Below are 23216 nucleotides of genomic sequence, written 5' to 3'. Positions count from 1 at the left end.
GACCGTTCTGGGCATACGGTTTGGGGGTGGCTGACAGGTATGGGAACGACGTGCTGGCCGGGGACTGGCGGAAGCCGAAGAACGGGCGGACCGTGGAGGTGGCGCTCGAGAAGGGGATGGTGGTCGAGGAGCCGTCGTCGGGGTTCGTGGGGGCGGTGGTGCGGTGGGAGCACGGCGTGGTCGACCTGGAGGACCGGCACGGGAAGATCCGGACCTACCCGATGGGGCCCGGGTTCTGGGTGGACGGGAAGCCGGTGAGTCTGGTCGCGCCGAAGAAGGCCGGGCCGGTGAAGAAGACCAAGACCGCGTCGGGGTCCGTCGCCGTCGAGGGCGTCCGGGCGCGGGTGGCGCGGGCCAGCCGGATCTACGTCGAAGGGCGGCACGACGCCGAGCTGGTCGAGCGGGTCTGGGGTGACGACCTGCGGATCGAAGGCGTCGTCGTCGAGTACCTGGAAGGCATCGACGACCTGCCCGCGATCGTCAACCGGTACCAGCCCGGCCCGGGCCGGCGGCTCGGCGTCCTGGTCGACCACCTGGTCGAGGGCTCGAAGGAGTCGAAGATCGCCGCGCAGGTGAACAACCGGCACGTGCTCGTCGTCGGGCACCCGTTCATCGACATCTGGGAAGCGGTCAAGCCGTCGTCGGTCGGGATCGCGGAGTGGCCGAAGATCCCGTACGGCGAGGACTGGAAGAAGGGCGTGCTGAAGACCTTCGGATGGCCCGCCACCGACCAGGCCGACGTCGCCGCCGCCTGGAAGCACATCCTGTCCAAGGTGAAGAGCTTCGCCGACCTCGACCCCGCGCTGCTCGGCCGGGTCGAGGAGCTCATCGATTTCGTGACGATGGACTGATCTCGGGAAGACGCTTCTCGATCCACCGCCGGATCTGCTGCCGCGCCCGGCGGACGTAGAAGGACACCACGAACAGCACCGCCGCCAGCGCGAGCACCACCCCGGCCAGTAGCGCGGCGACGATCCGTACGCCGCCAGCACTCACCACCCCAGCAACAACCAGCAGCAGTACGGCGACGCCAGCCGCCGCCACCGGCAGCCACGGCTCGAACACCAGCGGTCGCCGTACCGAACCAAGGTCCGGCGACCGGACCAGCCGACCCCACAACGTCTCCCGGGCCGGCCTGGTGAACCACCGCACGGTCCGCAGCAGCCACGACCGCGGCTCGTTCTTCCGCGCTGCCGACGCCTTCATCCACTCGCCCACTCGCGGATCCAGCCCACCCGACACGTCGACCAGCCGATCGGCCAGCCCGCGCGTGGTCGCCCGGCCGGCCTTCGACCCGTTCAGCTCGTCGCGCATCGTCGTCAACGCGCCGAGCCCGGCGGTGACCGGGAAGTCCTCGGCCAGCTTCCGCACCTGCAGCGCCAGCTCGTCGACCGTCCACTCCTCCGACGCCAGCACCTGCCGTTGCGTCTCGCGGATCCAGTCCGGCTCGGCACCGAGCATCGCGCCGAGGTGCGCGACGCAGTGCAGCCGGCCCATCAGCCAGTCCCACCGCCGCCACTCGGCCGCGCCGAACGCGCCGAAGTGGCCGACCTGCGTCCCGTACAGGATCCTGTCCTTCAGGTCGTTCGCGATCGATCCCTCGGGCAGCTCGTCGAGCAGCGTCAGCGGGATGTCCGGCCCGAGCCGCAGGAACTGGAACGGCGCACTGCGCTGCTGCGGCGTCCGCGACGACGTGCAGCGCGACACGATCTCGACCTCCAGCGCGGTCTCCACCATCACCGGCCCGACCACCGCGACCAGCGTCGCGAACTCGTCGCCGAGCGCGCGCTGGATCTGCAGCGTCTCGAAGATGTCGGTCAGCCCGACCGCGACCGCCTCGGCTCCCCCGGCCGGCTGCAGGTCGAGATCCGCCGCCGCGAGCTCGGTCGCCAACGCGTCCCGCACGGCCTGCACCTTCAGCAACGCGTCACTCGATGCCTTGAGCCACTTCTCCAGGACGTCGCGATCAGCCGGTGCCGCGCTGTCGATCTGGGTCCGCAGCGACCGCAGGACCAGCCGTACGACGCGCTCGGCCGCGCCCGTTCCCCAAGGCCAGCAGGGGTTCCCGTCCGCGCCCTCGCGCAGCAAGGCCGTCGATCCGTCCGGATCAGGCACCCACGGATGGTCGGTCCCGAGGATCTCGTCGATCTCCGGCTCCGACAACGCCGACGTCGCGTCGAGCACCGTCGACCGGTCCGGCGAGGCCACGGTCACGGCCTCCCACACCCCACCGGCCGCCCGCCCTCGCGAGTACGTCGGCTGCAGCAGCGTCGCCGCCTGGTGCAACGCGTCCCGGCTCTCCGGGTGGTGCACGCACCGGTCGTACAACCGCTGGGTGTCGGACCAGGACGCGTCCGCCTCGAGCAGCAACCGTTCGAGCTGCTCGACGTCGGACCGGAAGTCCACCTCCCGCGGGAACTGGACCGCGGACAGCGCGGCCACCTGCCAGCCCGGTTCGGTTGCCTCAGGCAACCGTGTCTCGGCCAGCCCGATCCCGGCCGACGGTACGACGTACAGGACGTACCGGGTCGCCTTCCCGGTCACCGGCCGCCGGGCGACGACGTCGAGCACCGGCCCGAACGGCGCGTTGTCGAGCACCCCGCCGTCCACCAGCCAGGCGCCGGACCCGGTGTGCGCGCCGGGCTGCATCCGCGGCGGGGCGGTCGCCATGTTCGGCGTCTCCAGCACCGGCCCGAAGGCGACCGGGAACGACGCCGACGCCCGCGCGGCGCGGGCCAGCAGCTTGGTGTTCTGCAGCCCGTTCACCGGATCCACCGAGAACGACCGCGTCGCGCCGTCGTACAGGGCCCGCTGCTCGCTGGTGAAGCAGAACAGGTACCGATGGTCCGGTACGACGAACCGCTGCCCCGCCGCGTCCTTCGCCTCGAACTGCTGCACCCCGAGCCCGGAGGCCGTCACGAACAAGGTCACCGGCTCGGCCGCCGCGGACTGCCCGCCGCCGGCGACGCCCCGGAGCAACTCCTTGAGCTCGGTCAGGAAGTAGTCGCCGTCGAGCACCGAGGTCGACGGCTTGCCGACCGCGGGGACGAGCTTGCCGACCTCGAGCGATCCCAGGCCGACCCACTTCTGCCGCAGCCACGGCCCCTGGTCGTCGCCGGGATCGAGCGTCGACCCGTGCGAGACCGCTGTCGCGAGCAACGACCCGTTCAGGCCGCCGGCGCTGGTGCCGGCGATCACGTCGACGACGACCTTGCGCTGCTCGCCGCCGCGCCGGCACAGGTCGCGCCAGCGTTGCGCCAGCAGTTCGTCGTACGGCTGCGACGGCGGCGCGTCGCCACCCGCCGAGGCCCGGCGGATCAGGTCGAGCTCGTGCGTGACGCCGCCCATCCAGACCGCCAGGCTGACGCCTCCGTTGAGCACCAGCGCGATCCGGATCTCGTGGTCGGACATGGTCTCCCCCCTCGTCCACTAGCAGGAATACCACGCGGGGAACTACAGATACAGAGTTCGGCAGCGGAGAGTGAACAATCCGGGCCCGAACTGTTGCCGACCCGCCCTACCCGGATCACTCTGGGCAGTGGGGGGTGGTGCTGATGTCCCAGTGGGGGAAGGCATCGATGATCCTGCTCGTCGTCTGCCTGGCGGGGTGTTCGGCGAGCAAGGACGAAGCCGGCGGTGAAGACCCCGCCGGCGACACGACCACGACCACGACGTCGGCCCCGGTGGAGACCGAGAGCACCGACGAGCCGTCGGTCGAACCGACCGAGCCCGAGAAGCCGCAGACCGAGCAGAACAAGCCCGCGATCAAGAACGCGAAGCTGCCGGTCGGTGGTCAGGTCGAGTTCGACGACGAGGGCAAGGCGTGCTTCTCGCCCGCGTGGGGATCGGGTGAACTGCCCGCCGGCGTGGAGATCCTCGCGGTGAAGTACGAGCTCACCGACACCTCGGTCGTGAAGTTCGGTGACGGCACCTGTCCCGACGGACCGCCCTGCGTCGAGGGGACCCGGTTCGGGGGTGGCGCGGACAGTTGCTACCTCGCGCTGGCCAGGGTCGGCCGGGGCCAGACGGTGCTGAACGTCTACGCCGACGTGACGTGCGAGTCGGCGGACGTCTGCACCAAGGTCAAGAACGAGTACCTGCAAGCGGGTGGGCTGACGATCTCCGTCGAAGCCACGGATGGCTGAGGAGCGCGCCCAGCTCGAGCGCTGGGTGAGCTTCGCCGCCGGCATCGTCGCGCCGGTCACGCTGATCAGCGCGCTGCTGTTCTACTTCGGCTACGTCTCCGCGCGCTCGCAGTACGAGTACTTCGGCATCGACGTCGACACGATCGGCCTCAGCACGCAGGACTACGTGATGCGCAGCCCGCAGCCGCTGCTGGTCCCCCTGCTCGTCCTCACCCTGGTCGCCGTCGCGGGACTGCTGCTGCACAACGCGGTCCACCCCACCGAGCTCGCCGTACGACGTACAGCCGCGGCCGCCGCCGTACTGCTCATGCTGGGCGTCGTCGGTCTGTTCCTCTACCCGCTGATCGGCCACGTCGCGTACTACGCGCTCGTCGTCCCCGTGGTGATCGGCCTCGCCGCGGCCGCGCTCGGCTACCTCTCGTACGTCGCCGCCCGGCTCGCGAAGCGCCGTCCGCCCGTCGTACTGATCGTGCTGCTCGGCGTCGTCACCACGACCTGCGCGTTCTGGGCGACCGCGACCACCGCGCAGTACTCCGGCCGCGGGCTGGCCAAGTCGGACGCGGAGAACCTCGGCCAGTTCCCGTCCGTCATCCTCGACACCAAGGAACGCCTGCAGCTTCGCTCGCCGGGCCTGGAGGAGACGGCGCTGCGACCGAGCACCGGCCAGACCTTCAACTACCGCTACCGCGGCCTGCGGCTGCTCGTTGTCGGCGACAACCGTCTGTTCCTCGTCCCGAACCAGTGGAACGCGTCGAACACGACGCTGGTCGTGTCGCTGGACTCGTCCATCCGCGTGCAGTTCCAGTTCCAGAACGATCCGCCCTAGGCCGAGCCGCGGACCACGAGTTCGGTGCCGTAGATCTCCGGGCTGGTCAGGTCGGCGCCGCCGATCTTGGCGAGCAGGAGCTCGGCCAGGCGCGAACCCAGCTTCTCGACCGGCTGGCGAACCGTGGTGAGCTGAGGCGTGGTCGTCGTCGCGACCACCGAGTCGTCGAAGCCGACCACCGAGACGTCGTCGGGCACGCGGCGCCCGCGCTGCGACAGCACCCGCAGCGTCGCGGTCGCCATCAGGTCGTTGGCCACGAAGATGCCGTCCAGTTCCGGGTGCTCGTCGAGCAGCTGGACCGTCGCCTGCTCGCCGCCTTCGGCGGTGAAGTCACCGATCACCACGGCCTCGGCGAAGCCCGCCTCGGCGGCGACCTGCTGGTACCCGGTCAGGCGGTCCAGGCCCGCGGTCATGTCGAGCGGGCCGGCGATGATGCCGATCTTCTTGCGGCCCTTGGAGAGCAGGTACTCGACCGCCGTACGCGCTCCGGCCACGTTGTCGACGTCGACGCTGGCGACCGGCACCTCGACGCCGAGCGGGCGCGCGCTGAACACGATCGGCAGCGGCAGCTGGGCCAGCTCCTGCAGCACGTTGTCGCGGCCGTGGTGGCTGACGATGATCGCGCCGTCGACGTGCCCGCCGCGCAGGTACCGCAGCAGGCGCTGGTCGTCACCCTCGGACGGCTCGATCAGCAGCACCAGCTGCGAGGAGGTCGGCGCCAGGGTCCGGCTCACGCCGCGCAGGATGCCGGCGAAGAACGGGTCGGAGAACACCCGGCTGTCGGGCTCGGGCATCACCAGCGCGACCGAGTCCGTACGCCGGGTGACCAGCGCGCGGGCCGCCCGGTTCGGGACGTAGCCCAGCTGGCCGATCGCCCGCTCGACGGCGGCGACCGTGTCGGGCAGCACCTTCGGCGAACCGTTGACGACCCGGGACACGGTGGCGCGGGACACGCCGGCCAGGGCGGCGACCTGCTCCAACGTCGGAGTCCCACCGGCCTGAGGATCGAATGCCACTGGGACCTCCTTGACGCGATCTGACCTTCACACGGTAATGCCTTTCGGGCCACCGGGCCGGGTATATCCGCGCCCCGGCCGTTTCCCGGCTCGGGCATCGATTTCCGCCTCGGGTAGAGTCGCCCTTCGGTACGGCGGCGATCCGCCCGCCACCGATCCGGCTTCCCCCTCGGCCCACCGACCGCGCGCAACGCCGCGCGCCGTCCCCGGGCGAGCGGCGGCGCCCGCGCTCCAGGAGACCCCGATGACTTCGCTGACGTCCGAGTCAGCCCTGCCCGTCACGTCCGTACTGGGCGCTCTGCGCTCGCCCCGGCTGCTGAAGACCGAGGCGCTGTCCGGCTTGGTCGTCGCCCTGGCACTGATCCCGGAGGCGATCAGCTTCTCGATCATCGCCGGTGTCGACCCGCGGGTCGGGCTCTTCGCGTCGGTGACGATGGCGATCTCGATCGCGTTCCTCGGCGGCCGGCCGGCGATGATCTCGGCGGCAACCGGAGCGGTCGCGCTGGTGATCGCTCCGGTGATGCGCGACCACGGTTTCGACTACCTGATCGCGACGGTGCTGCTGGCCGGCGTGCTGCAGGTGGTGCTCGGGCTGCTCGGCGTCGCGCGGCTGATGCGGTTCATCCCGCGGACGGTGATGGTCGGGTTCGTGAACTCGCTGGCGATCCTGATCTTCCTGGCCCAACTGCCGCACCTGGTCGGCGTACCGTGGCTGGTCTACCCGCTGGTCGCGATCGGCATCGTCGTGATGGTGTTCCTGCCGCGGCTGACGACGGCGGTGCCTGCGCCGCTGGTGGCGATCCTGGTGGTGACCGCGATCGTGCTGGTCGCGCACTCCGGCGTACCGACGGTCGGCGACGAGGGCGAGCTGCCCGACAGCCTGCCGTCGCTGTTCTGGCCGGACGTGCCGTTCTCGCTGGAGACGCTGCGGATCGTCGCGCCGTACGCGCTCGGGATGGCGCTGGTCGGGCTGCTGGAGTCGCTGATGACCGCGAAGCTGGTCGACGACGTCACCGGCACCGGGTCGGTGAAGACCCGCGAGGCATGGGGTCAGGGCGTCGCGAACGTGATCACCGGGCTGTTCGGCGGGATGGGCGGCTGCGCGATGATCGGGCAGACGATGATCAACGTGAAGGGCGGCGGCGCCCGGACCCGGATCTCGACGTTCCTCGCGGGCGCGTTCCTGCTGGTGCTGCTGGTCGGTCTCGGCGACCTGGTCGGGCTGATCCCGATGGCCGCGCTGGTCGCGGTGATGGTGATGGTGTCGGTCGGCACGTTCGACTGGCACAGCATCCGGCCACGGACGCTGCGCCGGACGCCGTACCGGGAGACGGCGGCGATGCTGGTGACGGTGGTCGTCGTCGTCGCCACTCACAACCTGGCGATCGGCGTCCTGGCCGGCGTCCTGGTGTTTGCCTCAAGCAACAAATGGGTCCGGCCGCGGAGGACGGGCGCGGACGAGGTGACCGCCGCTCCGCTGCCCTGACCTCAGTTGCCGACGCGGGTGTTGGCGGCCTTCTCGGCGTCGCGCAGGGCCTGCTTCCACGCCGCGGACGGGTTCTGCTTGCCCTGGTCGACGCGCTCCAGCGCCTTGGAGAAGACCTGGTTGATCTCCCCGTCGCGCGGACCCTTGTGCTGCTTGAGGATCACGTTGTTGGCCCGGTTGATGAAGATCTGCCCGACCGGCGCGTTGTTGAAGTACGCGTTGACCTGCGACTTCACCTGCTCGGACTCGTAGGCGTCGACCGTCGACGGGAACGACCCGACCTTCTTGAACACCTTGACCTGCTGCTCCGGCGCGGTCAGCCAGGCGGCCAGCTTCGCGGCCTCGGCCGGCTGCGCCGACTGGGTCGGCACGGTCAGGTACGAACCGCCCCAGTTCCCACCGCCACCGGGGAACACGTCCGCGACGTCCCACTTGCCCTTGCCGAACGTTCCCGCGTTGTCCTGGATCACCCCGAGCAACCACCCTGGGCAGGCCATCGTCGCGAACGCGTCGGTCCGGAAGGCCTTGGTCCACGCGTCGCTCCAGGTCGGCAGCTGGGCCGACAGCCCGTCCTCGCTGCCCGCGACGATCTGGTTCCACGTCTTGCGGAGCAGCTCGTTGTCCTCGCCGAGGTAGCGGTCCTGGTTGGAGTAGTAGGCCTCGATCAGCTGGTTGCGCATCGCGTCCCAGGTCAGCGCCGCCGAGTCGTACCAGGCCGAGTCCGGCATCTTCGCCTTGTACCGGCGCCCGTAGGAGAAGTACGACGCCCAGTCGGGGAACAGCTTGGCCACCTCGGCGCGGTCGGTCGGCAGCCCGGCCCGGGCGAACAGGTCGCGCCGGTAACAGATCGCCTCGGGCCCGATGTCGGTGCCGTAGCCGATGATCTTGCCGCCCGGAGCGGTGGCACCGGCGACCTTCCAGTCCAGCCAGCGCTTCGACAGGTCGCCGGCGCCGTAGTCGCGCAGGTCGACGAACTTGTCCGCCTTGGCCAGGTACTTGTAGATCCAGCTGACTTCCATCGCCTCGATGTCGGCCATCCCCGAGCCCGAGGCCAGGTTGGTCTCCAGGTTCTTGATGTGCTCGTCGACGGTCTGGGCGCGGCGCTCGGTGATCTTGATGTTCGGGTGCGCGGCCTCGTACTCGCGGTACAGGTCGCTGTAGCCGAACTCGTTGAACGTCGCGATGGTCAGCTCGACCCGCGGGCCGTCGGCACTGTCGCGGGTCGCGGCACCGGGCTGGTCGTCGTTTCCACCGCAGGCGCCGACCAGCAGAATGAGGCTGCAGGCGAGCACGGCGGCAGTACTGCGGGGGCGGAGGCGGGCCTTGGGCCGCATGTGAGTTGCTCCCTGTGATTCGGACGGGTTGAGAGCGCTCCCCTTTCGGAAAGTGACCTGAGTTTCGAGCGTTCCCACGGGGTGTGTCAAGGACCACACCGTCACGCTGAGATACCGATGCACCTTGGTCAGTACATACTTGACGATTTGATCACCGTCAGCACCACGCCGATGACCGTGTGCTCGGTTACCTGGGAGTTTGATGACATGTCCTGACTTTTGCGGTCAGGAAACGACCTCAGGGCAGGAGGTCCCGGACCACCGCGTCGGCCAGCAGCCGACCACGGCGCGTGAGCACCAGACGATCGTCGTCGACCTCGACCAATCCGTCCAGACCCGGCAGCGCGGCGCGCCCGTCGGCGTCCAGTACGCCGACCGGAAGACCGGCCCGGAGCCGGATCTCGAGCAGTACTCGTTCGACCCGGCGGGTCTCCTCGTCGAGGAGCTCCCGCGCGTACGCCGGGCTCTCGCCGGCCGCGATCCGTTCGGCGTACGCGCTCGGGTGCTTGACGTTCCACCAACGGACCCCGCCGACGTGGCTGTGCGCGCCCGGGCCGATCCCCCACCAGGTGTCGCCGCGCCAGTAGAGCTCATTGTGCCGGCAGCGCGCGTCGTCGGCCTTGGCCCAGTTCGACACCTCGTACCAGTTGAGTCCGGCCGCGGTGAGCAGGTCGTCGGCGAGCACGTACTTGTCGGCCAGGTCGTCGTCGTCCGGCATCGGCAGCTCGCCGCGGCGGACCCGGCGGGCGAGCTGGGTGCCGTCCTCCACGATCAGGGCGTACGCGCTGACGTGGTCCGGCTCCGCGGACAGCGCCGACTCCAGCGAGGCGCGCCAGTCGTCGAAGGTCTCGCCCGGCGTACCGTAGATGAGGTCGAGGTTGACGTGCCGGAACCCCGCGGCGGCCGCCTCTTTCACGGCGTCCAGGGCACGGCCCGGCGTGTGCTGGCGGTCGAGGATCTTCAGCACGTGCGAGGACGCGCTCTGCATGCCGAAGCTGACCCGGGTGAACCCGGCCTCGAGCAGTTCCTCCAGGTAGCGCTGGTCGACGGACTCGGGGTTGGCCTCGGTGGTCACCTCGGCGTCGGGCGCCAGCCCGAACTCGTCCCGGACGGCCTTCAGCATCGCGCCGAGATCCTTGGCCGGCAGCAGGGTCGGCGTACCGCCGCCGAAGAAGACCGTGTCGACGGGCTTGTCGTGCGGCAGCACCCGGCGCGCGAGCCGGACCTCCTGCACCGCGGTCTCGGCGTACGACGCCTGCGAGGCACCGCCACCGAGCTCCTTGGCGGTGTAGGTGTTGAAGTCGCAGTAGCCGCAGCGCGAGGCGCAGAACGGGACGTGCAGGTAGAACCCGAACGGCCTGGTGGCGGACTCGGCGACGGCGGCGTCCGGCAGCGACCCGTCCCGGGGCGCGACCTCTCCCTCAGGCAGTGTCGATGGCACGCCTCCATGCTACGGACTTCATTGGAACTCGTTTGCGGCGGTTCTGTGGTCGCTGTGTGTGGCGCAGTGGCTACATTCAGCTCATGGACACCGAGCCCCAGCCGGTCGGACGCGGCACCCGGAACGCGGTCGTCGTCGCGATCATGCTCGGCATGCTGCTCGCGGCCCTCGACCAGACGATCGTGGCGACCGCGCTGCCGACCATCACCAGCGACCTGGGCGACGCGAACCACCTGTCCTGGGTGGTCACGGCGTACCTGCTGGCCGAGACGATCATGACCGCGCTGGTCGGCAAGTTCGGCGACCTGTACGGGCGCAAGCGGATGTTCCTGATCAGCGTGGTGCTGTTCCTGGCCGGCTCGGCCCTGTGCGGCATGGCCGACTCGATGCTCTGGCTGGTCGGCTCCCGGGCGATCCAGGGGCTCGGCGCCGGCGGTCTGCTGGTGACGTCGACCGCGGTGATCGCTGACGTCGTACCGCTCAGCGAGCGCGGCAAGTACCAGGGCTTCATCGGCTCGGTGTTCGGCGTCTCGACCGTCGCCGGGCCGCTGCTGGGCGGGCTGTTCGTCGACCAGCTCAGCTGGCGCTGGGCGTTCTACGTCAACATCCCGCTCGGCATCGTCGTGCTGGTCGTTGCCTCGTTCACCCTTCCCTCGGTGAAGGCTCCGGTCGGGCCGAAGATCGACTACCTCGGCATCCTGCTGATCGGGCTGGCCGCGACCGGGCTGACGCTGGTGACGACCTGGGGCGGCAACGAGTACGACTGGACGTCACCGGTGATCCTGCTGATGGCCGTCGGGTCGCTGATCGCGCTCGGGCTGTTCGTGCTGGTCGAGCAACGCGCGGCCGAGCCGTTGCTGCCGATGCGGTTGTTCCGGTCGGGCGTGTTCACGGTGTGCTCGGTGCTGAGTTTCATCATCGGGTTCGCGATGCTGGGCGGGGTGACCTTCCTGCCGACGTACCTGCAGTACGTGCACGGCGCCTCGGCGACCGACTCCGGGCTGCAGATGCTGCCGCTGGTGATGGGACTGCTGCTCGCGTCGGTCGGTGTCGGCCAGGTGATCAGCAAGACCGGGCGGTACCGGCCGTTCCCGATCATCGGGACGGTGCTGATCGCGGGCGGGCTGTACCTGCTGTCGCTGATGACCAACAGCACGCCGTACTGGACGACGGCCGGTTTCATGGTCGTGCTCGGGCTCGGCGTCGGGCTGTGCATGCCGGTGCCGACGGTTGTCGTGCAGAGCACGGTCGACTACAAGGATCTCGGGGTGGCGACGTCCGGGGTGAGCTTCCTGCGGACGATGGGCAGCTCGTTCGGGGTCGCCGTCTTCGGCTCGATCTACGCGTCCGAGCTGCCGTCGAAGTTGGCCGGGGCTGTCCCTGAAGGTGTCGATCCGCGACTGGCGGCGACGGTCGAGGGCGTTCGGTCTTTGCCTCCTGGCGCTCGGGAGCCGGTCACGGCCGCGTACGCCGAGGCGCTGCACGTCGTGTTCCTGACCGCCGTACCGGTTGCTGTGCTCGGGTTCGTCGTCGCGCTGCTGCTGAAGCAGGTGCCGTTGCGCGACACCGCCCGGATGAGCGCCGGCGGCAACTCCGGCGTCGGCGAGAGCTTCGCGGCGCCGTCGTCGTTCGACTCCGAGCAGGAGCTGCAGAAGCTGGTCGCGCTGATCGTCCAGCACCACAAGCGCAGCCCCGCTCCCGAGGTGCTGGCCGAGTCCGGCATCCCGCTGAACGTCGCGCAGGCGTGGATGATCATGCGGGTCTTCCGCGGCGGCGCCGAACACGGCTCGGCCACGCTCGCCGAGATCACCGGCGACCTGAAGGTCCCACCCGGCGTCTTCGAGCCCCTCGCCGTGCAGCTGGTCGCCGACGGCTATCTGTCGGAGGTGCTCGGCCACTACCGGTTCACGCCGTACGGGCTGGAGATGTTCCAGCGTTTCGTCGGCGCCTACCGCCGCTGGCTCCTGGCCCGGCTGGAGGACTGGGAGACCACCGAGGACTTCTCGATCGCCATCGACCGCATCGCCGAGCAGATGCTCGACCGGGGCCACTCACTCACCACCGGCAAGCACGCGGCTCTGGTCGACGCCTGACCCTCCTTCGCCGAGGACGTGCGAGCGGTCGACCAGGTCGAGCATCGCGCGGAGGAAGTCGTCGCGCTGCTTGGCGCTCCAGTGGTCGGTCAACTGCTGGAAGACGGACTCCTGCCAGCGGTGAGCATCGCGCAGGATCCGGCGACCGGCGACTGTCACCGCGACCTCACGGCGGCGCGCGTCCTTCGGCGAGGACGTCAGCTCCAGGTATCCCGCGGCGACAGCGTCCTTGACCAGCCGGGACGCGCCGCTCTGATCGATCCCGATCTCGTGCGCCACCGCGTTGATGGTCGGCGATGTCCGCGCGGCGAGCGAGTGCACGGCTTCGACGACTACCACCAGGCGACCCTGCTCGGCCGCCTCGCCCGCCGTACGGCGCGACCAGTGCCGCACGAACTCGAAGAGCACCTGCCCTGGGCCTGGTTCCGGCTGTGCGGTCACTCGGTGGCCGCCATCTCGCGGCAGACGAACGCCAGGTCCAACGCCTTGGGAAGATCCGGCAGCCTGAGCGAGGCCGAGACCTGGTCGCCGGTCACCCGAAAGACCGTCGCGACGCGCGTCGGCTTCTCGTTCCCGGGCCAGCTCGCGTCCTGCTCGACGACCATCAGCCGCTCGCTGACCGGATGCCAGGAGCGCGCGGTGAGCTTGATGCCGGAGCGCGTGACCCAGTCGGCGAACTCCTCCGGGCTGATCGGTCCGGCGCCTTTGGGGCCGAGGACGACGACCGGATCGGTGACCGCTTGGGCGGTTGCGGCGGCGTCGCCGGTGTTCACCGCGTCGTGCCAGCGGTTGATCGCGGTTTCGAGGTGGTGCTGCATCCGGAGAATGTATGCGATTCGCATAGATTGAGGCAAGGTCAGCGGGTTCGCTCGTTGCCTCGGCCTCGGCCTCGGTTGTCGTCGTCGGTCGGTTTCTTCTGCTCGTCGCCGGGCTTCTTCGGGTCGGTGCCGACCATCTTGGCGGGCGGGGGTGTGAAGCGGCGCAGGGGCAGGCCGGGCAGCGCCTTCTCCATGGTGGTCTTCCACAGCGGCCCGGCGGTGCCGGAGCCGGTGGGGTCGCGGATGTCGCGGCCGTCGAGGGTGTGGCCGTACATGAGGTTCGTGTACGGGAGGTTCGCGTCGGCGACGACCGAGGCGGCGGCGAGGTTCGGGGCGTAACCGGCGTACCAGACCGCGCGGTTGTCCTGGATGGTGCCGGTCTTGCCAGCCAGGTCCCAGTTGCCGAAGTTGAGCCGGCCGCCGGTGCCGCCCGGCTCCATCACGGCGCTGAGGACGCGGTTCACGCCGTCGGCGACCTGCGGCGGGAGCGCTTGCCGGCAGGACGGGCCCGGCGTACTGATCGGCTTGCCGGCGTCGTCCTTGATCGCGGTGATCAGCACGGGCGTGCAGTACTTGCCGCGCGCTGCGAACGTCGCGTACGCGTTCGACAGCATCAGCGGCGTCGTGTAGCCGACGCCGAGGGTGAAGGAGACGACCTGGTCGAGCGGGCCGAGGCTCTGGGCGTTGTACATGCCCAGCTTCGCCGCGATGGTCGCCGGCGCACAGAGCCCGGTCCGCTGCGACAGCTGGAGGAAGTACGTGTTCGTCGAGTACCTGGCCGCCTCGATCATGGTCAGGTCGCCGCTCTTGGTCGAGTTCTGCGGCTTGTAGTCCGGATCCCTGGTGAACCCCGTGCAGGTCTGGAACCGCTTGCCACTCAGGTCGATCTGCTGCGGCGAGTTGATCCGGTAGTTCAGCGGGAGGCCCTTCGAGATCGCCGCGGCGATCGTGAACGCCTTCATCGTCGACCCGTTCTGGAACCCGCCGTACCCGCCGGGATACGACTTCTCGACGTTGTAGTTGTACGCCGTCTGGTACTTCCCGTTGCCGTACGGCTTGCTCTGCGCCATCGCCTTCACCACGCCCGTCCCGGGCTCGACCACGGTGATCGCGGCGACCGCGGTGTCCCGCGGCTTGGTGTGCTCGTTGATCGACGCCTGCGCGGCCGCCTGGATCCTGGGATCCAGCGACGTCACCACCGACAGCCCGCCGGTCTTCAGGTAGCGGTCCCGCGCCTTCGGGTTCGGGCCGAGCGCCGGGTTCTGCAGCAGCTTCGACACGACGTACTCGCAGTAGAACGGGTAGCGCGACCCGGCGCAGCCGTTCGGCACCTTCTGGATCTTGGCCAGGTCGACCACCGGGGTCTTGAGCGTGCTGTTCAGCTGCTGGTCCGTGATCAGGCCGAGCTCGTGCATCCGGCGCAGCACGACGTCGCGACGGTCGCGCGCCCGCTTCAGGTCGTTCGTCGGGTCGTAGCCGGTCGGGTTCTTCACCAGGCCGGCCAGCAGCGCGGCCTGCGGCAGGGTCAGCTTGGCGGCCGACGTCCTGAAGTAGTGCTGGGCGGCCGCCTGTACGCCGTACGCGCCGTCGCCGAAGTTCGCCAGGTTCAGGTATCGCTCCAGGATCTGGTCCTTGGAGACCTCCTTCTCCAGCGCGATCGCGTACCGCAGCTCGGTCAGCTTGCGCTGGTACGTGACCGCGGTCGCGTCCGCGCGCTCCTCGGCGGTCTTCGCCTTCGCGATCAGGCTCAGCTTCACGTACTGCTGGGTGATGCTCGAGCCGCCCTGCTGCACCGAGCCCTCGGTCTGATTGCGGACCAACGCTCGCAGCGTGCCCTTGGCGTCCAGCGCGCCGTGGCTGTAGAACCGCGAGTCCTCGATCGCCACGATCGCCTGGCGCATCACCGAGCTGACCTGGTTGAGCGGCACCGGGACCCGGTTCTGCTCGAACAGCGTCGCGATCAGGCTCCCGTCCGCGGCGAAGATCCGGCTCCGGACCTGCAACGGCTCGGTCTCCAGCTCCTGCGGCAAGGCCTCGACCGTCTCCGACATCTTCCGCGTCCCGAAGTCGACGAGCCCGGTCAACGGAATCACCAGCCCGGCCGCGAGCGCACCCGACAGCACGCTCACGCCGATGAACTTGTTCAACGACCGAACGAAGTTGCGACCGCCCCTGCCGGTTGCGTCCACCCTTCTACGGTAAGGCCGATCCGCGGGTCCCCGCATTTTTGTAAGCAACCTGTGAGGTTCGAATTCAGTTGCCCTCGGCAAGCTGAGCGGCCCGCCCGGCCGGCACCCGCTCGATCCGGGTCCAGCCCTTCCAGCCCCGCTCCTCCAGGATCGCCACGATCCGTTCGGCGATCGGTGAGGACTCGACCATGCTCGCGTCCAGCAGGTCGACGAACGGGTCGTCGGCGGTGTCACCGCCCGCCTCCCCCGCCTCGACCGCGCGGACGAGCCGCCGTTCCACGAGGTCGGCGATCTCGACGATCCGTGGATCGTCGAGCCGCCAGCCGGACACGTCGCTCAACAGGCTGTAGAGCCGCAGCATGTCGGGGTCGCGCAGTTCCTCGTGCTTGCGGGCGATGACGGCGTCGACCAGGTCCGGGGCCTGGGCGGCGACCAGGATCCACGCGTCCCGCTCCATCACGACGTACCGCTCGTCGACGCCCAGGCCGCGGAGCCGGTCGAGGTAGTCCACGACGCTCTGCGGGAGCGCCAGATGCTCTCCGGCGGCGAGCCGGGCGATGCGCCGGCGGTTGTCCTGCAGCCGCCGGATCTCGGACCGCAGCTCCCGGTCGATCTCCTGGACGCCGTCGGCGAACTCCTCAGAGCTCGCCTCCAGGAGCTCCTGCACCCGGGCCAGCGGCACCCCGGCGCGGGCCAAGGTGTGGATCTGGATCAGCCGCACGACCGCGGAGACGCCGAGCACCGGTAACCCGAGTGGTCCCGCTCCGGCTCGGGCAGCAGCCCGATCTGGTGGTAGTGACGCACCGCCCGGACCGTCACCCCCGCGTACGCCGCCAGCCGGCTGATGGTGAGCATGGGATCAGCCTGCCTCAGGCGATCTTGCGGCGGTAGGCGGCCATCGCCCCGGCGTACGCGATCACCAGGATGCCGGCGCACCACGCCAGCGCGCTCCAGCTTTCGCCGGCCGACTGGTCGGCCAGCAGGGACCGGATCGTGTCGACGATCGAAGTCACCGGCTGGTTCTCTGCGAACCAGCGCACCGGGCCCGGCATGGTCGCGGTCGGCACGAAGGCCGAGCTGACGAACGGCAGGAAGATCAGTGGGTACGAGAACACGCCGACCCCGTCGACCGACGACGCGGACAGGCCGGCGATCACGGCGATCCAGGTCAGCGCGAGCGTGAACAGGACGAGGATTCCGGCGACGCCGAGCCACTGCAGGACACCGGCGCTCGACCGGAAGCCCATCAGGAGCGCGACGGCGACGACGATCACCAGCGAGAACAGGTTGGCCACCAGCGAGGTCAGGACGTGCGCCCACAGCAGGCCCGAGCGGGCGATCGGCATCGACTGGAACCGTTCGAGGATCCCGCTCTTCAGGTCCATGAACAGCCGGAACGCGGTGTAGGAGATCCCGGATCCGATCGTGATCAGCAGGATGCCCGGCAGCAGGTAGTCGACGTACTGGGCCCGGCCGGTGTCGATCGCGCCGCCGAGCACGTAGACGAACATCAGCATCATCGCGATCGGCATCACCGCGGTCGACAGGACGGTGTCCAGGCTGCGCGTGACGTGGCGCAGGGTGCGGCCGGTGAGGGCCGCGGTGTCGGTGAGGAAGTGGGTGGGCATGGGCGGTCAGCTCCTGGGCTTGGGGGCTTGGTGGTTCGCGACGGGGTGGGCGGTCGGGTTCGCGACGACGGCGAAGAAGACGTCCTCGAGCGACGGCTGCTTCTCGACGTACTCGATCTCGGCGGGCGGCAGGAGCTGCTTGAGCTCGGCGAGGGTGCCGTTCACGATGATCCGGCCCTCGTGCAGGATCGCGATCCGGTCGGCGAGCTGTTCGGCCTCCTCCAGGTACTGCGTGGTGAGCAGCACCGTGGTGCCGTCCCCGGCCAGCCCGCGGACGGTCTGCCAGACCTCGGCGCGCGCCTCGGGATCGAGCCCGGTGGTCGGCTCGTCCAGGAAGATCACCGGCGGATCCCCGATCAGGCTCATCGCGATGTCGAGCCGGCGACGCATTCCGCCCGAGTACGTCGACACCCTGCGCGCGCCGGCCTCGCTCAGCGAGAACCGCCGCAGCAGCTCGTCGGCGACGCCGCCCGGATCGCCGAGGTGCCGCAGCCTCGCGACCAGGACGAGGTTCTCGCGCCCGCTGAGAATGTCGTCCACGGCCGCGAACTGCCCGGTGAGACTGATCGACTCCCGGACGTCGCTCGCCTGCGTGGCGACGTCGAAGCCGTTGACCTCCGCCGTACCGGCATCGGCCTTCAGCAGCGTCGCCAGGATCCGTACGACGGTCGTCTTGCCCGCCCCGTTCGATCCGAGCAACGCGAACACGCTGCCTCTGGTGACCTCGAAGTCCACACCACGCAGCACGTCCACGCCGCCGTACGACTTCTCCAGCCCCTGCACGCGAATCGCCGTCATCCTTGGTCCTCCCTGATCGTCTTGCCCACAGGGTGGAGGGTTGACGCAGCGTCAGGGTCAAGCCGGACACTGGGCCGATGCAGCTACCGGCCGATGGTCACGTACACACCGAGTTCTCCTGGGACGCCGACCACGGCGCGATGGATGCCACCTGCGCGCGTGCCGTCGCGCTGGGCCTGCCGGTCGTGGCCTTCACCGAGCACGTCGACTTCACGCCGTTCCGGGCCGGCTTCCTGGTGTCGAACTTCCCGCACCTCGTCACCGACGGCATCCTCCACGCGCCGCCGCTCGACGTCGCCGGTTACCTCGACTCCATCGACCGCTGCCGCTTCGCGTATCCGGAGCTCCAGATCCTCACCGGCCTGGAAATCGGCCAGCCCCACCTGCACCCCGCCGAGGTCGCCGCGCTCTTGTCAGCGGGCACCTTCGACCGAGTCATCGGCTCCCTCCACTGTCTCCCCGACGGGGAAACCATGGCCGAGCCCTGGGAACTCTTCCCTCACCACCCACCCGCCGAGGTCTTCCGCGCCTACCTGGCCGAACTCCCCGCATGATCGCCGGCTCTGCTGCCTTCAACGTCCTGGGCCACATCGACTACCCCGTCCGCTCCTGGCCCGGCGCGTTCAACCCCCACGACTTCGAGGAAGAACTCCGCTCCGCCCTGTCGGCCCTGGCGGCAACCGACCGAGCGCTGGAATTCAACACCCGCCTCCCCCTGGATCCCCTCATCCTCCGCTGGTGGCGAGAAGAAGGCGGCCAACTCCTGACCTTCGGCAGCGACGCCCACCTCCCCGAGGCCCTGGCCACGGGCCTGGCCGATGCAGCCGCCGTCGCCTCAGCCCACGGCTTCGCGCCGGGAGCCTCCCCAGCTGACCCCTGGCGAGCCCAGCTGTCCGACGCCCGCCACTGATCAACCCCTGAGCACGGCTCGTTCCGAGCGCACCCGCCAGCGGCCGACGGGCACCCCACCCGGCTTGATCAGTGGTGGGCGTCGGCCGGAGCGCGACATGAGCCGTCGAGTGGAGCCGAGCGCCGGCGAGCGGAGGGCCCCGCGTAGGGGTTGCTCCTCCGCTCGCCAGGTGCCGGCTAGTTGTACATCTTGTCCAGCAGGTCGCCGTACTGGGTTTCGACGTGCTTGCGCTTGAGCTTGAGGCTCGGGGTCATCTCGCCGCCTTCGACCGTGAGGTCCCGGTCGAGGATGGTGAACTTCTTGATGGTTTCCCAGCGGTTCAGGCCGGCGTTGAGCTCGTCGACGTAGCCCTGGATCATCGTGTGGGCGGCGTCGGAGTTCGCGATCTCGGCGTACGACTTGCCGGCCAGGCCGTTGGCTTCGGCCCAGGCGACGATGGCGTCGGGGTCGAGGGTGACCAGGGCGCTGACGAAGTTGCGCTGGCTGCCGTGGACGAGGAACTGGCTGGCGTACGGGCAGATCATCTTGAACCGGCCCTCGATCACCTGCGGGGCGACGTACTTGCCGCCGGAGGTCTTGAACAGGTCCTTCTTGCGGTCGGTGATGAACAGGAACTCGTCCTCGAAGTGCCCGATGTCGCCGGTGTGGAACCAGCCGTCGGCGTCGATCACCTCGGCGGTCTGGTCGGGCAGGTTGTGGTACCCGCTCATCACGCCGGGACCCTTGATCAGGATCTCGCCGTCCTCGGCGATCTTGAACTCGGCCGCCGGGAAGATCGGCCCGACACTGCCGAGGCGGTAATTGTCGGGGCGGTTCAGCGTCGACCCGGCCGCGGTCTCGGACAGGCCGTAGCCCTCGAGGATCAGCAGCCCGGCCGCGTGGAACCACTCGGCGAGCTTCTTGTCGAGCGCCGCCGAGCCGGACACGAAGAACCGGATCCGCCCGCCGAACCGCGCGCGGATCTTCGACAGCACCAGCTTGTCGGCCAGCGCGTACTTCGCGGCCAGTACGCCGCCAGGCTCCTTGCCGGCCTGCCGCAGCTTCGACACCTCGGCCCCGACGCCGAAGGCCCAGTGGAACAGCTTGAGCTTGGCTCCCCCGTCGGCCTCCATCATCGTCACGATCCGCCCGTGCGCCTTCTCGAACACGCGCGGCGCGGCGGCCATGAACGTCGGCTGGACGACCGCGGCGTTCTCGACGATCTTGTCGACCCGGCCGTCGATCGCCGTGGCGAAGCCGATCTGGAACTGTACGGCGAGCAGAACCTGCCCGAAGACGTGCGACAGCGGCAGCCACAGGTACTGCAGGTCATCCGGACTGAGCACCCGGATCCCTTCCACGGCAGCGCCCTCGTACGTCCACACCGAGTGCGGCAGCCGGACGCCCTTCGGGCGGCCCGTCGTACCGGAGGTGTAGACGAGCGTGCACAGGTGCTCGGGCTTGATCTGCGCGACCCGCTCGTCGATCGCCGCCGGGTGCTCGTCGAGGTACCGCGCGCCGAGCTCGTCGAGGGTGGCGACGCTGATCACCCAGTCCCCGTCCTGCGGGTCGGGTTCGCCGTCGATCAGCACGACCTTGTGCACCGACGGGATGTCGGCCTTGTGCTCACGCAGCTTGTCGACCTGGCCGGCGTCCTCGGCGAAGACGACCTGGACCTCGGCGTCGGCCACGATGTACGCGACGTCCGCGGCCATCGTGGTCGGGTAGATCGTGGTGGTCGCGGCCGCGACGACGACGGCGGCCAGGTAGCACTCCACCCATTCGAGCCGGGTGTTCGCGGCGACGGCGACGCGCTGCTCGGGTTCGACGCCGAGGGCGATCAGGCCCGCGCCGCGCCGGCGTACGAGCTCGTCGGTCTGCTGCCAGGTGACGGACGCCCAGCCGTCGGTGACAGGGTGCCGGAACGCCTCCCGGTTGGGCGTGGCTGCCACCCGGTCGAAGAACATCTGAGCGAGGTGCTCCTTGCGGGAGCTGAGCAGCGCGAGCTGCGGACCGTCGGCAACGGGCTTCATTCTGGCCTCCCAGGGGTCAGGTAAACCGGAGAGTAATAGCTGCGGCGCAGCCTGACCATGCCGCTCGCCCACGCGACCGCCCGCGCTCCATCACGTTTCCGCAACGCAGGGGTTCGACGGTCAGGCGGGGGTGACGCCCAGTGCTTCGAAGACCTCAGCGGGTGCACCACGCAGCAACTCGGGCAGCGTGAGCTTCAGCGCCCGGCAGAGCGCGACCGCGTCGGAGACGGTGATCCGGCGAGTGCCGGCCTCGAGGGAGGACACCGTGGGCCGGGACCAGCCGATCTCGTCGGCGAGGTCCTCCTGCCGCAACCGGAGCCGGGCACGGGCCGCACGCACGTTGCCCGCGATCAGGGCGTCCAGCTCCTCGGGCTTCACCTTCCGCAGTCTGCATCAGCGGAAAGCCTGGCGTCATACCCTATTTTCGAGCGACACGCAAGGTAATCGAGCGTAGTGAGTCCCGTCAGGGCACTGTGTTAGCTTTTCCAGCGCCAGGTCAGGAAATCCGACGGAGTGGTGGATGGTCGAGATCGTCGAGGGACAGCGGGTGAGCTCCGGCGACTACGGGCGCGGCACGATCGCCGCGGTGTTCGGCAGCGAGGTCCAGGTGCTGTGGGACTCCCCGCTGCTCGAGGGTACGACGAACCGCCTGTTCACCCACGACCGTCAGTTCGTCGAGCGCCTGACCCGCCTCCGCACCGACGACGAGGGCCGCGAGGTCCCCATCTAGACGCGCCGGGCAGTCCATTGCACGTGCATCGCCCGGTGCAAACAGCCCCGCTCCCGGTGTAGGCCGGGGCGGGGCTGCCGTCGGCTCCGCGCCGTTACGGTGAGGCATGGATTTCATCAAGAGCTTCAGCCCCGACCAGTACGCCGGTGGGCTCGAGTCCTGGGGATGGCTGGACCTCACGGGCAAGACGCCGGTGTGCTGATCGAGTTGGCTGAGCCGGCGCTGCAGGCCGGTGTGGTTCTTGGGCCGGACCAGATCCTCGACTTCACCCAGCCGCCGATCCTGGGTGGTGCGCTGGAGCCCGGGAATCTGCAGGTGATGGACTTCGAGGTCGCGCTGAACCTGGCGGGCCAGATCCACCAGCAGGTCGCCGGCCTGCCAGAAGGTACGCCGATCGAGGTCGACGTGGAACAGCCGTCACCCCGCCGCGGTCTCTTCGGCCGCCGCAAGCGCTAGGTCCGACCGACCAGCGCGCTGCGGTTGAACGGTCGTGCGCGGCGTCCGGTCCGACGTGCAGCACCGTCCAACCTCACCGATGAACCTTGCGGGCGCCGCATCCCAGCGCACTTCGCCGGCGGAGCGTCGGCTTGGACGGTGGCGCGCGTCGACGGCGGACGTGCAGCACTCAGCAACCACACGACAATTCGTCCCATTCGCCGGATGCGAGGGTGCACAGGTGATGGCTCGCGAGGTTGGTGAGTGGTGCAGGTTCGCGACGGCCGACGATCAGCGCTTCTGGAGCAGTTCCGCGATCTGTACGGCGTTGAGCGCCGCGCCCTTGCGGAGGTTGTCGTTGGAGACGAACAGGACCAGGCCTCGCCCGCCCGGGACCGACTGGTCCTGGCGGATGCGGCCGACGTACGACGGGTCCTGGCCGGCGGCGGCCAGTGGGGTCGGGAGGTCGGCCAGCTCGACGCCAGGCGCGCCTGCGAGCAGTTCGGTTGCGCGCTCGGGCGTGATCGGCTCAGCGAATTCGACGTGGATGCTCAGCGAGTGCCCGGTGAAGACCGGGACGCGGACGCACGTGCCGGCGACCGGGAGGTCGGGCAGGTGCAAGATCTTGCGGCTCTCGTTGCGGAGCTTCTGCTCCTCGTCGGTCTCACCGGAACCGTCGTCGACGATCGAGCCGGCCAGCGGGAGCACGTTGAACGCGATCGGACCGGCGTACACGTTCGGCTGCGGCAAGCTCACCCCTTCAGTCCCACGAGCCAACCGCTCCGCGCCGTCGACGAGCCCCGCGGTCTGATCGGCCAGCTCCCGTACGCCGGCGCCGCCGGAGCCCGACACTGCCTGGTACGTCGAGACGACGAGCCGGGTCAGCCCCGCCTCGCGGTGCAGCGGCGCGAGCACTGGCATCGCGGCCATGGTGGTGCAGTTCGGGTTGGCGACGATGCCCTTCGGCAGGTGGCCGAGGTCCTCGGGGTTGACCTCGGCAACGACCAGCGGGACGTCCGGGTCCATCCGCCAGCCCGAGGAGTTGTCGACCACGACCGCGCCGGCCGCGGCGACCTTCGGGGCGAGCTCCTTGGAGGCCGTCTTGCCGTTGGAGAACAGCGCGAGGTCGAGCCCGGAGAAGTCCGCCGTGGCGGAGTCCTCGACGGTGACCTTGCGGTCGCCGTACGGGAGCTCCGTGCCGGCGGACCGCGCGGACGCGAAGTACCGGATCTCGTCGATGGGGAAGTTCCGCTCGACCAGCAGCTCCCGCATCACGCCGCCGACCTGACCTGTCGCTCCGAAAACGCCTACTCGCATGGGAACGAGAATAGTTGGCGGGGTTCGAGGTGGGACGC

The 23216-nt window shown here is 69.6% G+C and carries 23 protein-coding genes; 9 read left to right on the top strand and 14 right to left on the bottom strand.

Features of this window, described 5'->3' with window-relative positions; all coding sequences use genetic code 11:
* Positions 1-26 precede the first annotated feature (26 nt).
* Positions 27-851: a DUF3097 domain-containing protein gene (locus ABD235_RS01220; protein ID WP_344167931.1), complete on the top strand. Its 825-nt coding sequence runs from the start codon at positions 27-29 to the stop codon at positions 849-851.
* On the opposite strand, the gene ABD235_RS01215 is transcribed toward ABD235_RS01220, so the two are convergent.
* Complete coding sequence (locus ABD235_RS01215; RefSeq protein WP_344167928.1) at positions 826-3411, bottom strand: DUF3376 domain-containing protein; 2586 nt, start codon at positions 3409-3411, stop codon at positions 826-828. The two genes, ABD235_RS01220 and ABD235_RS01215, sit on opposite strands and share 26 nt — an antisense overlap.
* 143 nt (positions 3412-3554) lie before the next feature.
* Between ABD235_RS01215 and ABD235_RS01210 the strand changes: the two genes are divergently transcribed.
* The gene (locus ABD235_RS01210) at positions 3555-4145 is read left to right on the top strand and encodes a hypothetical protein (RefSeq protein WP_344167925.1); all 591 of its coding nucleotides are present in this window, start codon (positions 3555-3557) and stop codon (positions 4143-4145) included.
* Positions 4138-4971, top strand: coding sequence for a hypothetical protein (locus tag ABD235_RS01205; RefSeq protein WP_344167923.1), 834 nt, complete (start codon positions 4138-4140; stop codon positions 4969-4971). Before ABD235_RS01210 ends, ABD235_RS01205 begins: the two co-directional genes overlap by 8 nt.
* Here ABD235_RS01205 and ABD235_RS01200 read toward each other — a convergent pair.
* On the bottom strand, positions 4968-5987 hold the full coding sequence (locus ABD235_RS01200) for a LacI family DNA-binding transcriptional regulator (protein ID WP_344167920.1): 1020 nt from the start codon (positions 5985-5987) through the stop codon (positions 4968-4970). The genes ABD235_RS01205 and ABD235_RS01200 overlap by 4 nt on opposite strands.
* 244 nt (positions 5988-6231) lie before the next feature.
* Between ABD235_RS01200 and ABD235_RS01195 the strand changes: the two genes are divergently transcribed.
* A complete protein-coding gene (locus ABD235_RS01195; protein ID WP_344167918.1) occupies positions 6232-7473 on the top strand; it encodes a SulP family inorganic anion transporter in 1242 nt (413 codons plus the stop codon).
* Between the two features lie 2 nt (positions 7474-7475).
* On the opposite strand, the gene ABD235_RS01190 is transcribed toward ABD235_RS01195, so the two are convergent.
* Together ABD235_RS01190 and hemW are read right to left on the bottom strand one after the other, a co-directional pair.
* Positions 7476-8807 (bottom strand): ABC transporter substrate-binding protein, encoded by a 1332-nt coding sequence (locus ABD235_RS01190; RefSeq protein ID WP_344167915.1) that lies wholly within the window; start codon positions 8805-8807, stop codon positions 7476-7478.
* Positions 8808-9045: 238 nt separating this feature from the next.
* Positions 9046-10248 (bottom strand): radical SAM family heme chaperone HemW, encoded by a 1203-nt coding sequence (hemW, locus tag ABD235_RS01185; RefSeq protein WP_344167913.1) that lies wholly within the window; start codon positions 10246-10248, stop codon positions 9046-9048.
* A gap of 83 nt (positions 10249-10331) precedes the next feature.
* On the opposite strand from hemW, the gene ABD235_RS01180 reads away from it, so the two are divergent.
* On the top strand, positions 10332-12341 hold the full coding sequence (locus ABD235_RS01180; RefSeq protein WP_344167910.1) for an MDR family MFS transporter: 2010 nt from the start codon (positions 10332-10334) through the stop codon (positions 12339-12341).
* Here the strand turns inward: ABD235_RS01180 and ABD235_RS01175 are convergent.
* The 7 genes from ABD235_RS01175 to ABD235_RS01145 all read right to left on the bottom strand — a co-directional run bounded on the left by ABD235_RS01175 (position 12300) and on the right by ABD235_RS01145 (position 17774).
* The gene (locus ABD235_RS01175; RefSeq protein WP_344167907.1) at positions 12300-12782 is read right to left on the bottom strand and encodes a MarR family winged helix-turn-helix transcriptional regulator; all 483 of its coding nucleotides are present in this window, start codon (positions 12780-12782) and stop codon (positions 12300-12302) included. The two genes, ABD235_RS01180 and ABD235_RS01175, sit on opposite strands and share 42 nt — an antisense overlap.
* Positions 12779-13159, bottom strand: a complete 381-nt coding sequence (locus ABD235_RS01170) for a hypothetical protein (RefSeq protein ID WP_344167904.1) — start codon at positions 13157-13159, stop codon at positions 12779-12781. The genes ABD235_RS01175 and ABD235_RS01170 overlap by 4 nt, the downstream gene beginning before the upstream one ends.
* Positions 13160-13197: 38 nt before the next feature.
* Positions 13198-15306: a transglycosylase domain-containing protein gene (locus tag ABD235_RS01165; RefSeq protein WP_344167901.1), complete on the bottom strand. Its 2109-nt coding sequence runs from the start codon at positions 15304-15306 to the stop codon at positions 13198-13200.
* A gap of 106 nt (positions 15307-15412) precedes the next feature.
* The gene (locus tag ABD235_RS01160; RefSeq protein WP_344167898.1) at positions 15413-16090 is read right to left on the bottom strand and encodes a MerR family transcriptional regulator; all 678 of its coding nucleotides are present in this window, start codon (positions 16088-16090) and stop codon (positions 15413-15415) included.
* Positions 16060-16203: a MerR family transcriptional regulator gene (locus ABD235_RS01155; protein WP_344167895.1), complete on the bottom strand. Its 144-nt coding sequence runs from the start codon at positions 16201-16203 to the stop codon at positions 16060-16062. Before ABD235_RS01155 ends, ABD235_RS01160 begins: the two co-directional genes overlap by 31 nt.
* Before the next feature lie 14 nt (positions 16204-16217).
* Positions 16218-16976 carry an ABC transporter permease gene (locus ABD235_RS01150; RefSeq protein WP_344167892.1) on the bottom strand — a complete coding sequence of 253 codons (759 nt, stop codon included), beginning with the start codon at positions 16974-16976 and terminating at the stop codon, positions 16218-16220.
* A gap of 6 nt (positions 16977-16982) precedes the next feature.
* Entirely contained in the window at positions 16983-17774 is a 792-nt protein-coding gene (locus ABD235_RS01145; protein WP_344167889.1) for an ABC transporter ATP-binding protein, read from the bottom strand.
* A 77-nt stretch (positions 17775-17851) separates the two neighbouring features.
* Between ABD235_RS01145 and ABD235_RS01140 the strand changes: the two genes are divergently transcribed.
* Complete coding sequence (locus ABD235_RS01140; RefSeq protein WP_344167886.1) at positions 17852-18328, top strand: PHP domain-containing protein; 477 nt, start codon at positions 17852-17854, stop codon at positions 18326-18328.
* Positions 18325-18684 carry a hypothetical protein gene (locus ABD235_RS01135; RefSeq protein ID WP_344167883.1) on the top strand — a complete coding sequence of 120 codons (360 nt, stop codon included), beginning with the start codon at positions 18325-18327 and terminating at the stop codon, positions 18682-18684. Before ABD235_RS01140 ends, ABD235_RS01135 begins: the two co-directional genes overlap by 4 nt.
* A gap of 176 nt (positions 18685-18860) precedes the next feature.
* Here ABD235_RS01135 and ABD235_RS01130 read toward each other — a convergent pair whose 3' ends face one another.
* The gene (locus ABD235_RS01130; RefSeq protein WP_344167880.1) at positions 18861-20696 is read right to left on the bottom strand and encodes an AMP-dependent synthetase/ligase; all 1836 of its coding nucleotides are present in this window, start codon (positions 20694-20696) and stop codon (positions 18861-18863) included.
* Between the two features lie 120 nt (positions 20697-20816).
* Positions 20817-21074, bottom strand: a complete 258-nt coding sequence (locus ABD235_RS01125) for a helix-turn-helix domain-containing protein (RefSeq protein ID WP_344167877.1) — start codon at positions 21072-21074, stop codon at positions 20817-20819.
* A gap of 142 nt (positions 21075-21216) precedes the next feature.
* Between ABD235_RS01125 and ABD235_RS01120 the strand changes: the two genes are divergently transcribed.
* Together ABD235_RS01120 and ABD235_RS01115 are read left to right on the top strand one after the other, a co-directional pair.
* Positions 21217-21426 (top strand): hypothetical protein, encoded by a 210-nt coding sequence (locus tag ABD235_RS01120; RefSeq protein ID WP_344167874.1) that lies wholly within the window; start codon positions 21217-21219, stop codon positions 21424-21426.
* Between the two features lie 195 nt (positions 21427-21621).
* The gene (locus ABD235_RS01115) at positions 21622-21882 is read left to right on the top strand and encodes a T6SS immunity protein Tdi1 domain-containing protein (protein ID WP_344167871.1); all 261 of its coding nucleotides are present in this window, start codon (positions 21622-21624) and stop codon (positions 21880-21882) included.
* Positions 21883-22152: 270 nt separating this feature from the next.
* On the opposite strand, the gene ABD235_RS01110 is transcribed toward ABD235_RS01115, so the two are convergent.
* The gene (locus tag ABD235_RS01110; protein ID WP_344167868.1) at positions 22153-23178 is read right to left on the bottom strand and encodes an aspartate-semialdehyde dehydrogenase; all 1026 of its coding nucleotides are present in this window, start codon (positions 23176-23178) and stop codon (positions 22153-22155) included.
* Between the last annotated feature and the right edge of the window lie 38 nt (positions 23179-23216).

The organism is Kribbella lupini, from assembly GCF_039529595.1.
Taxonomy (GTDB): Bacteria; Actinomycetota; Actinomycetes; order Propionibacteriales; family Kribbellaceae; genus Kribbella; species Kribbella lupini.
Note: the sequence above shows the minus strand (reverse complement) of the source record. Positions and strands in the feature narration are given on the sequence as shown.

What these genes read in the sequence shown, in the direction of transcription:
- ABD235_RS01215 (WP_344167928.1), bottom strand. Translation starts at nt 3,411, where the DNA reads ATGTCCGACCACGAGATCCGGATCGCGCTGGTGCTCAACGGAGGCGTC.
- ABD235_RS01210 (WP_344167925.1), top strand. Translation starts at nt 3,555, where the DNA reads ATGTCCCAGTGGGGGAAGGCATCGATGATCCTGCTCGTCGTCTGCCTG.
- ABD235_RS01205 (WP_344167923.1), top strand. Translation starts at nt 4,138, where the DNA reads ATGGCTGAGGAGCGCGCCCAGCTCGAGCGCTGGGTGAGCTTCGCCGCC.
- ABD235_RS01195 (WP_344167918.1), top strand. Translation starts at nt 6,232, where the DNA reads ATGACTTCGCTGACGTCCGAGTCAGCCCTGCCCGTCACGTCCGTACTG.
- ABD235_RS01190 (WP_344167915.1), bottom strand. Translation starts at nt 8,807, where the DNA reads ATGCGGCCCAAGGCCCGCCTCCGCCCCCGCAGTACTGCCGCCGTGCTC.
- ABD235_RS01180 (WP_344167910.1), top strand. Translation starts at nt 10,332, where the DNA reads ATGGACACCGAGCCCCAGCCGGTCGGACGCGGCACCCGGAACGCGGTC.
- ABD235_RS01170 (WP_344167904.1), bottom strand. Translation starts at nt 13,159, where the DNA reads ATGCAGCACCACCTCGAAACCGCGATCAACCGCTGGCACGACGCGGTG.
- ABD235_RS01155 (WP_344167895.1), bottom strand. Translation starts at nt 16,203, where the DNA reads ATGCTCACCATCAGCCGGCTGGCGGCGTACGCGGGGGTGACGGTCCGG.
- ABD235_RS01150 (WP_344167892.1), bottom strand. Translation starts at nt 16,976, where the DNA reads ATGCCCACCCACTTCCTCACCGACACCGCGGCCCTCACCGGCCGCACC.
- ABD235_RS01145 (WP_344167889.1), bottom strand. Translation starts at nt 17,774, where the DNA reads ATGACGGCGATTCGCGTGCAGGGGCTGGAGAAGTCGTACGGCGGCGTG.
- ABD235_RS01140 (WP_344167886.1), top strand. Translation starts at nt 17,852, where the DNA reads ATGCAGCTACCGGCCGATGGTCACGTACACACCGAGTTCTCCTGGGAC.
- ABD235_RS01135 (WP_344167883.1), top strand. Translation starts at nt 18,325, where the DNA reads ATGATCGCCGGCTCTGCTGCCTTCAACGTCCTGGGCCACATCGACTAC.
- ABD235_RS01130 (WP_344167880.1), bottom strand. Translation starts at nt 20,696, where the DNA reads ATGAAGCCCGTTGCCGACGGTCCGCAGCTCGCGCTGCTCAGCTCCCGC.
- ABD235_RS01120 (WP_344167874.1), top strand. Translation starts at nt 21,217, where the DNA reads ATGGTCGAGATCGTCGAGGGACAGCGGGTGAGCTCCGGCGACTACGGG.
- ABD235_RS01110 (WP_344167868.1), bottom strand. Translation starts at nt 23,178, where the DNA reads ATGCGAGTAGGCGTTTTCGGAGCGACAGGTCAGGTCGGCGGCGTGATG.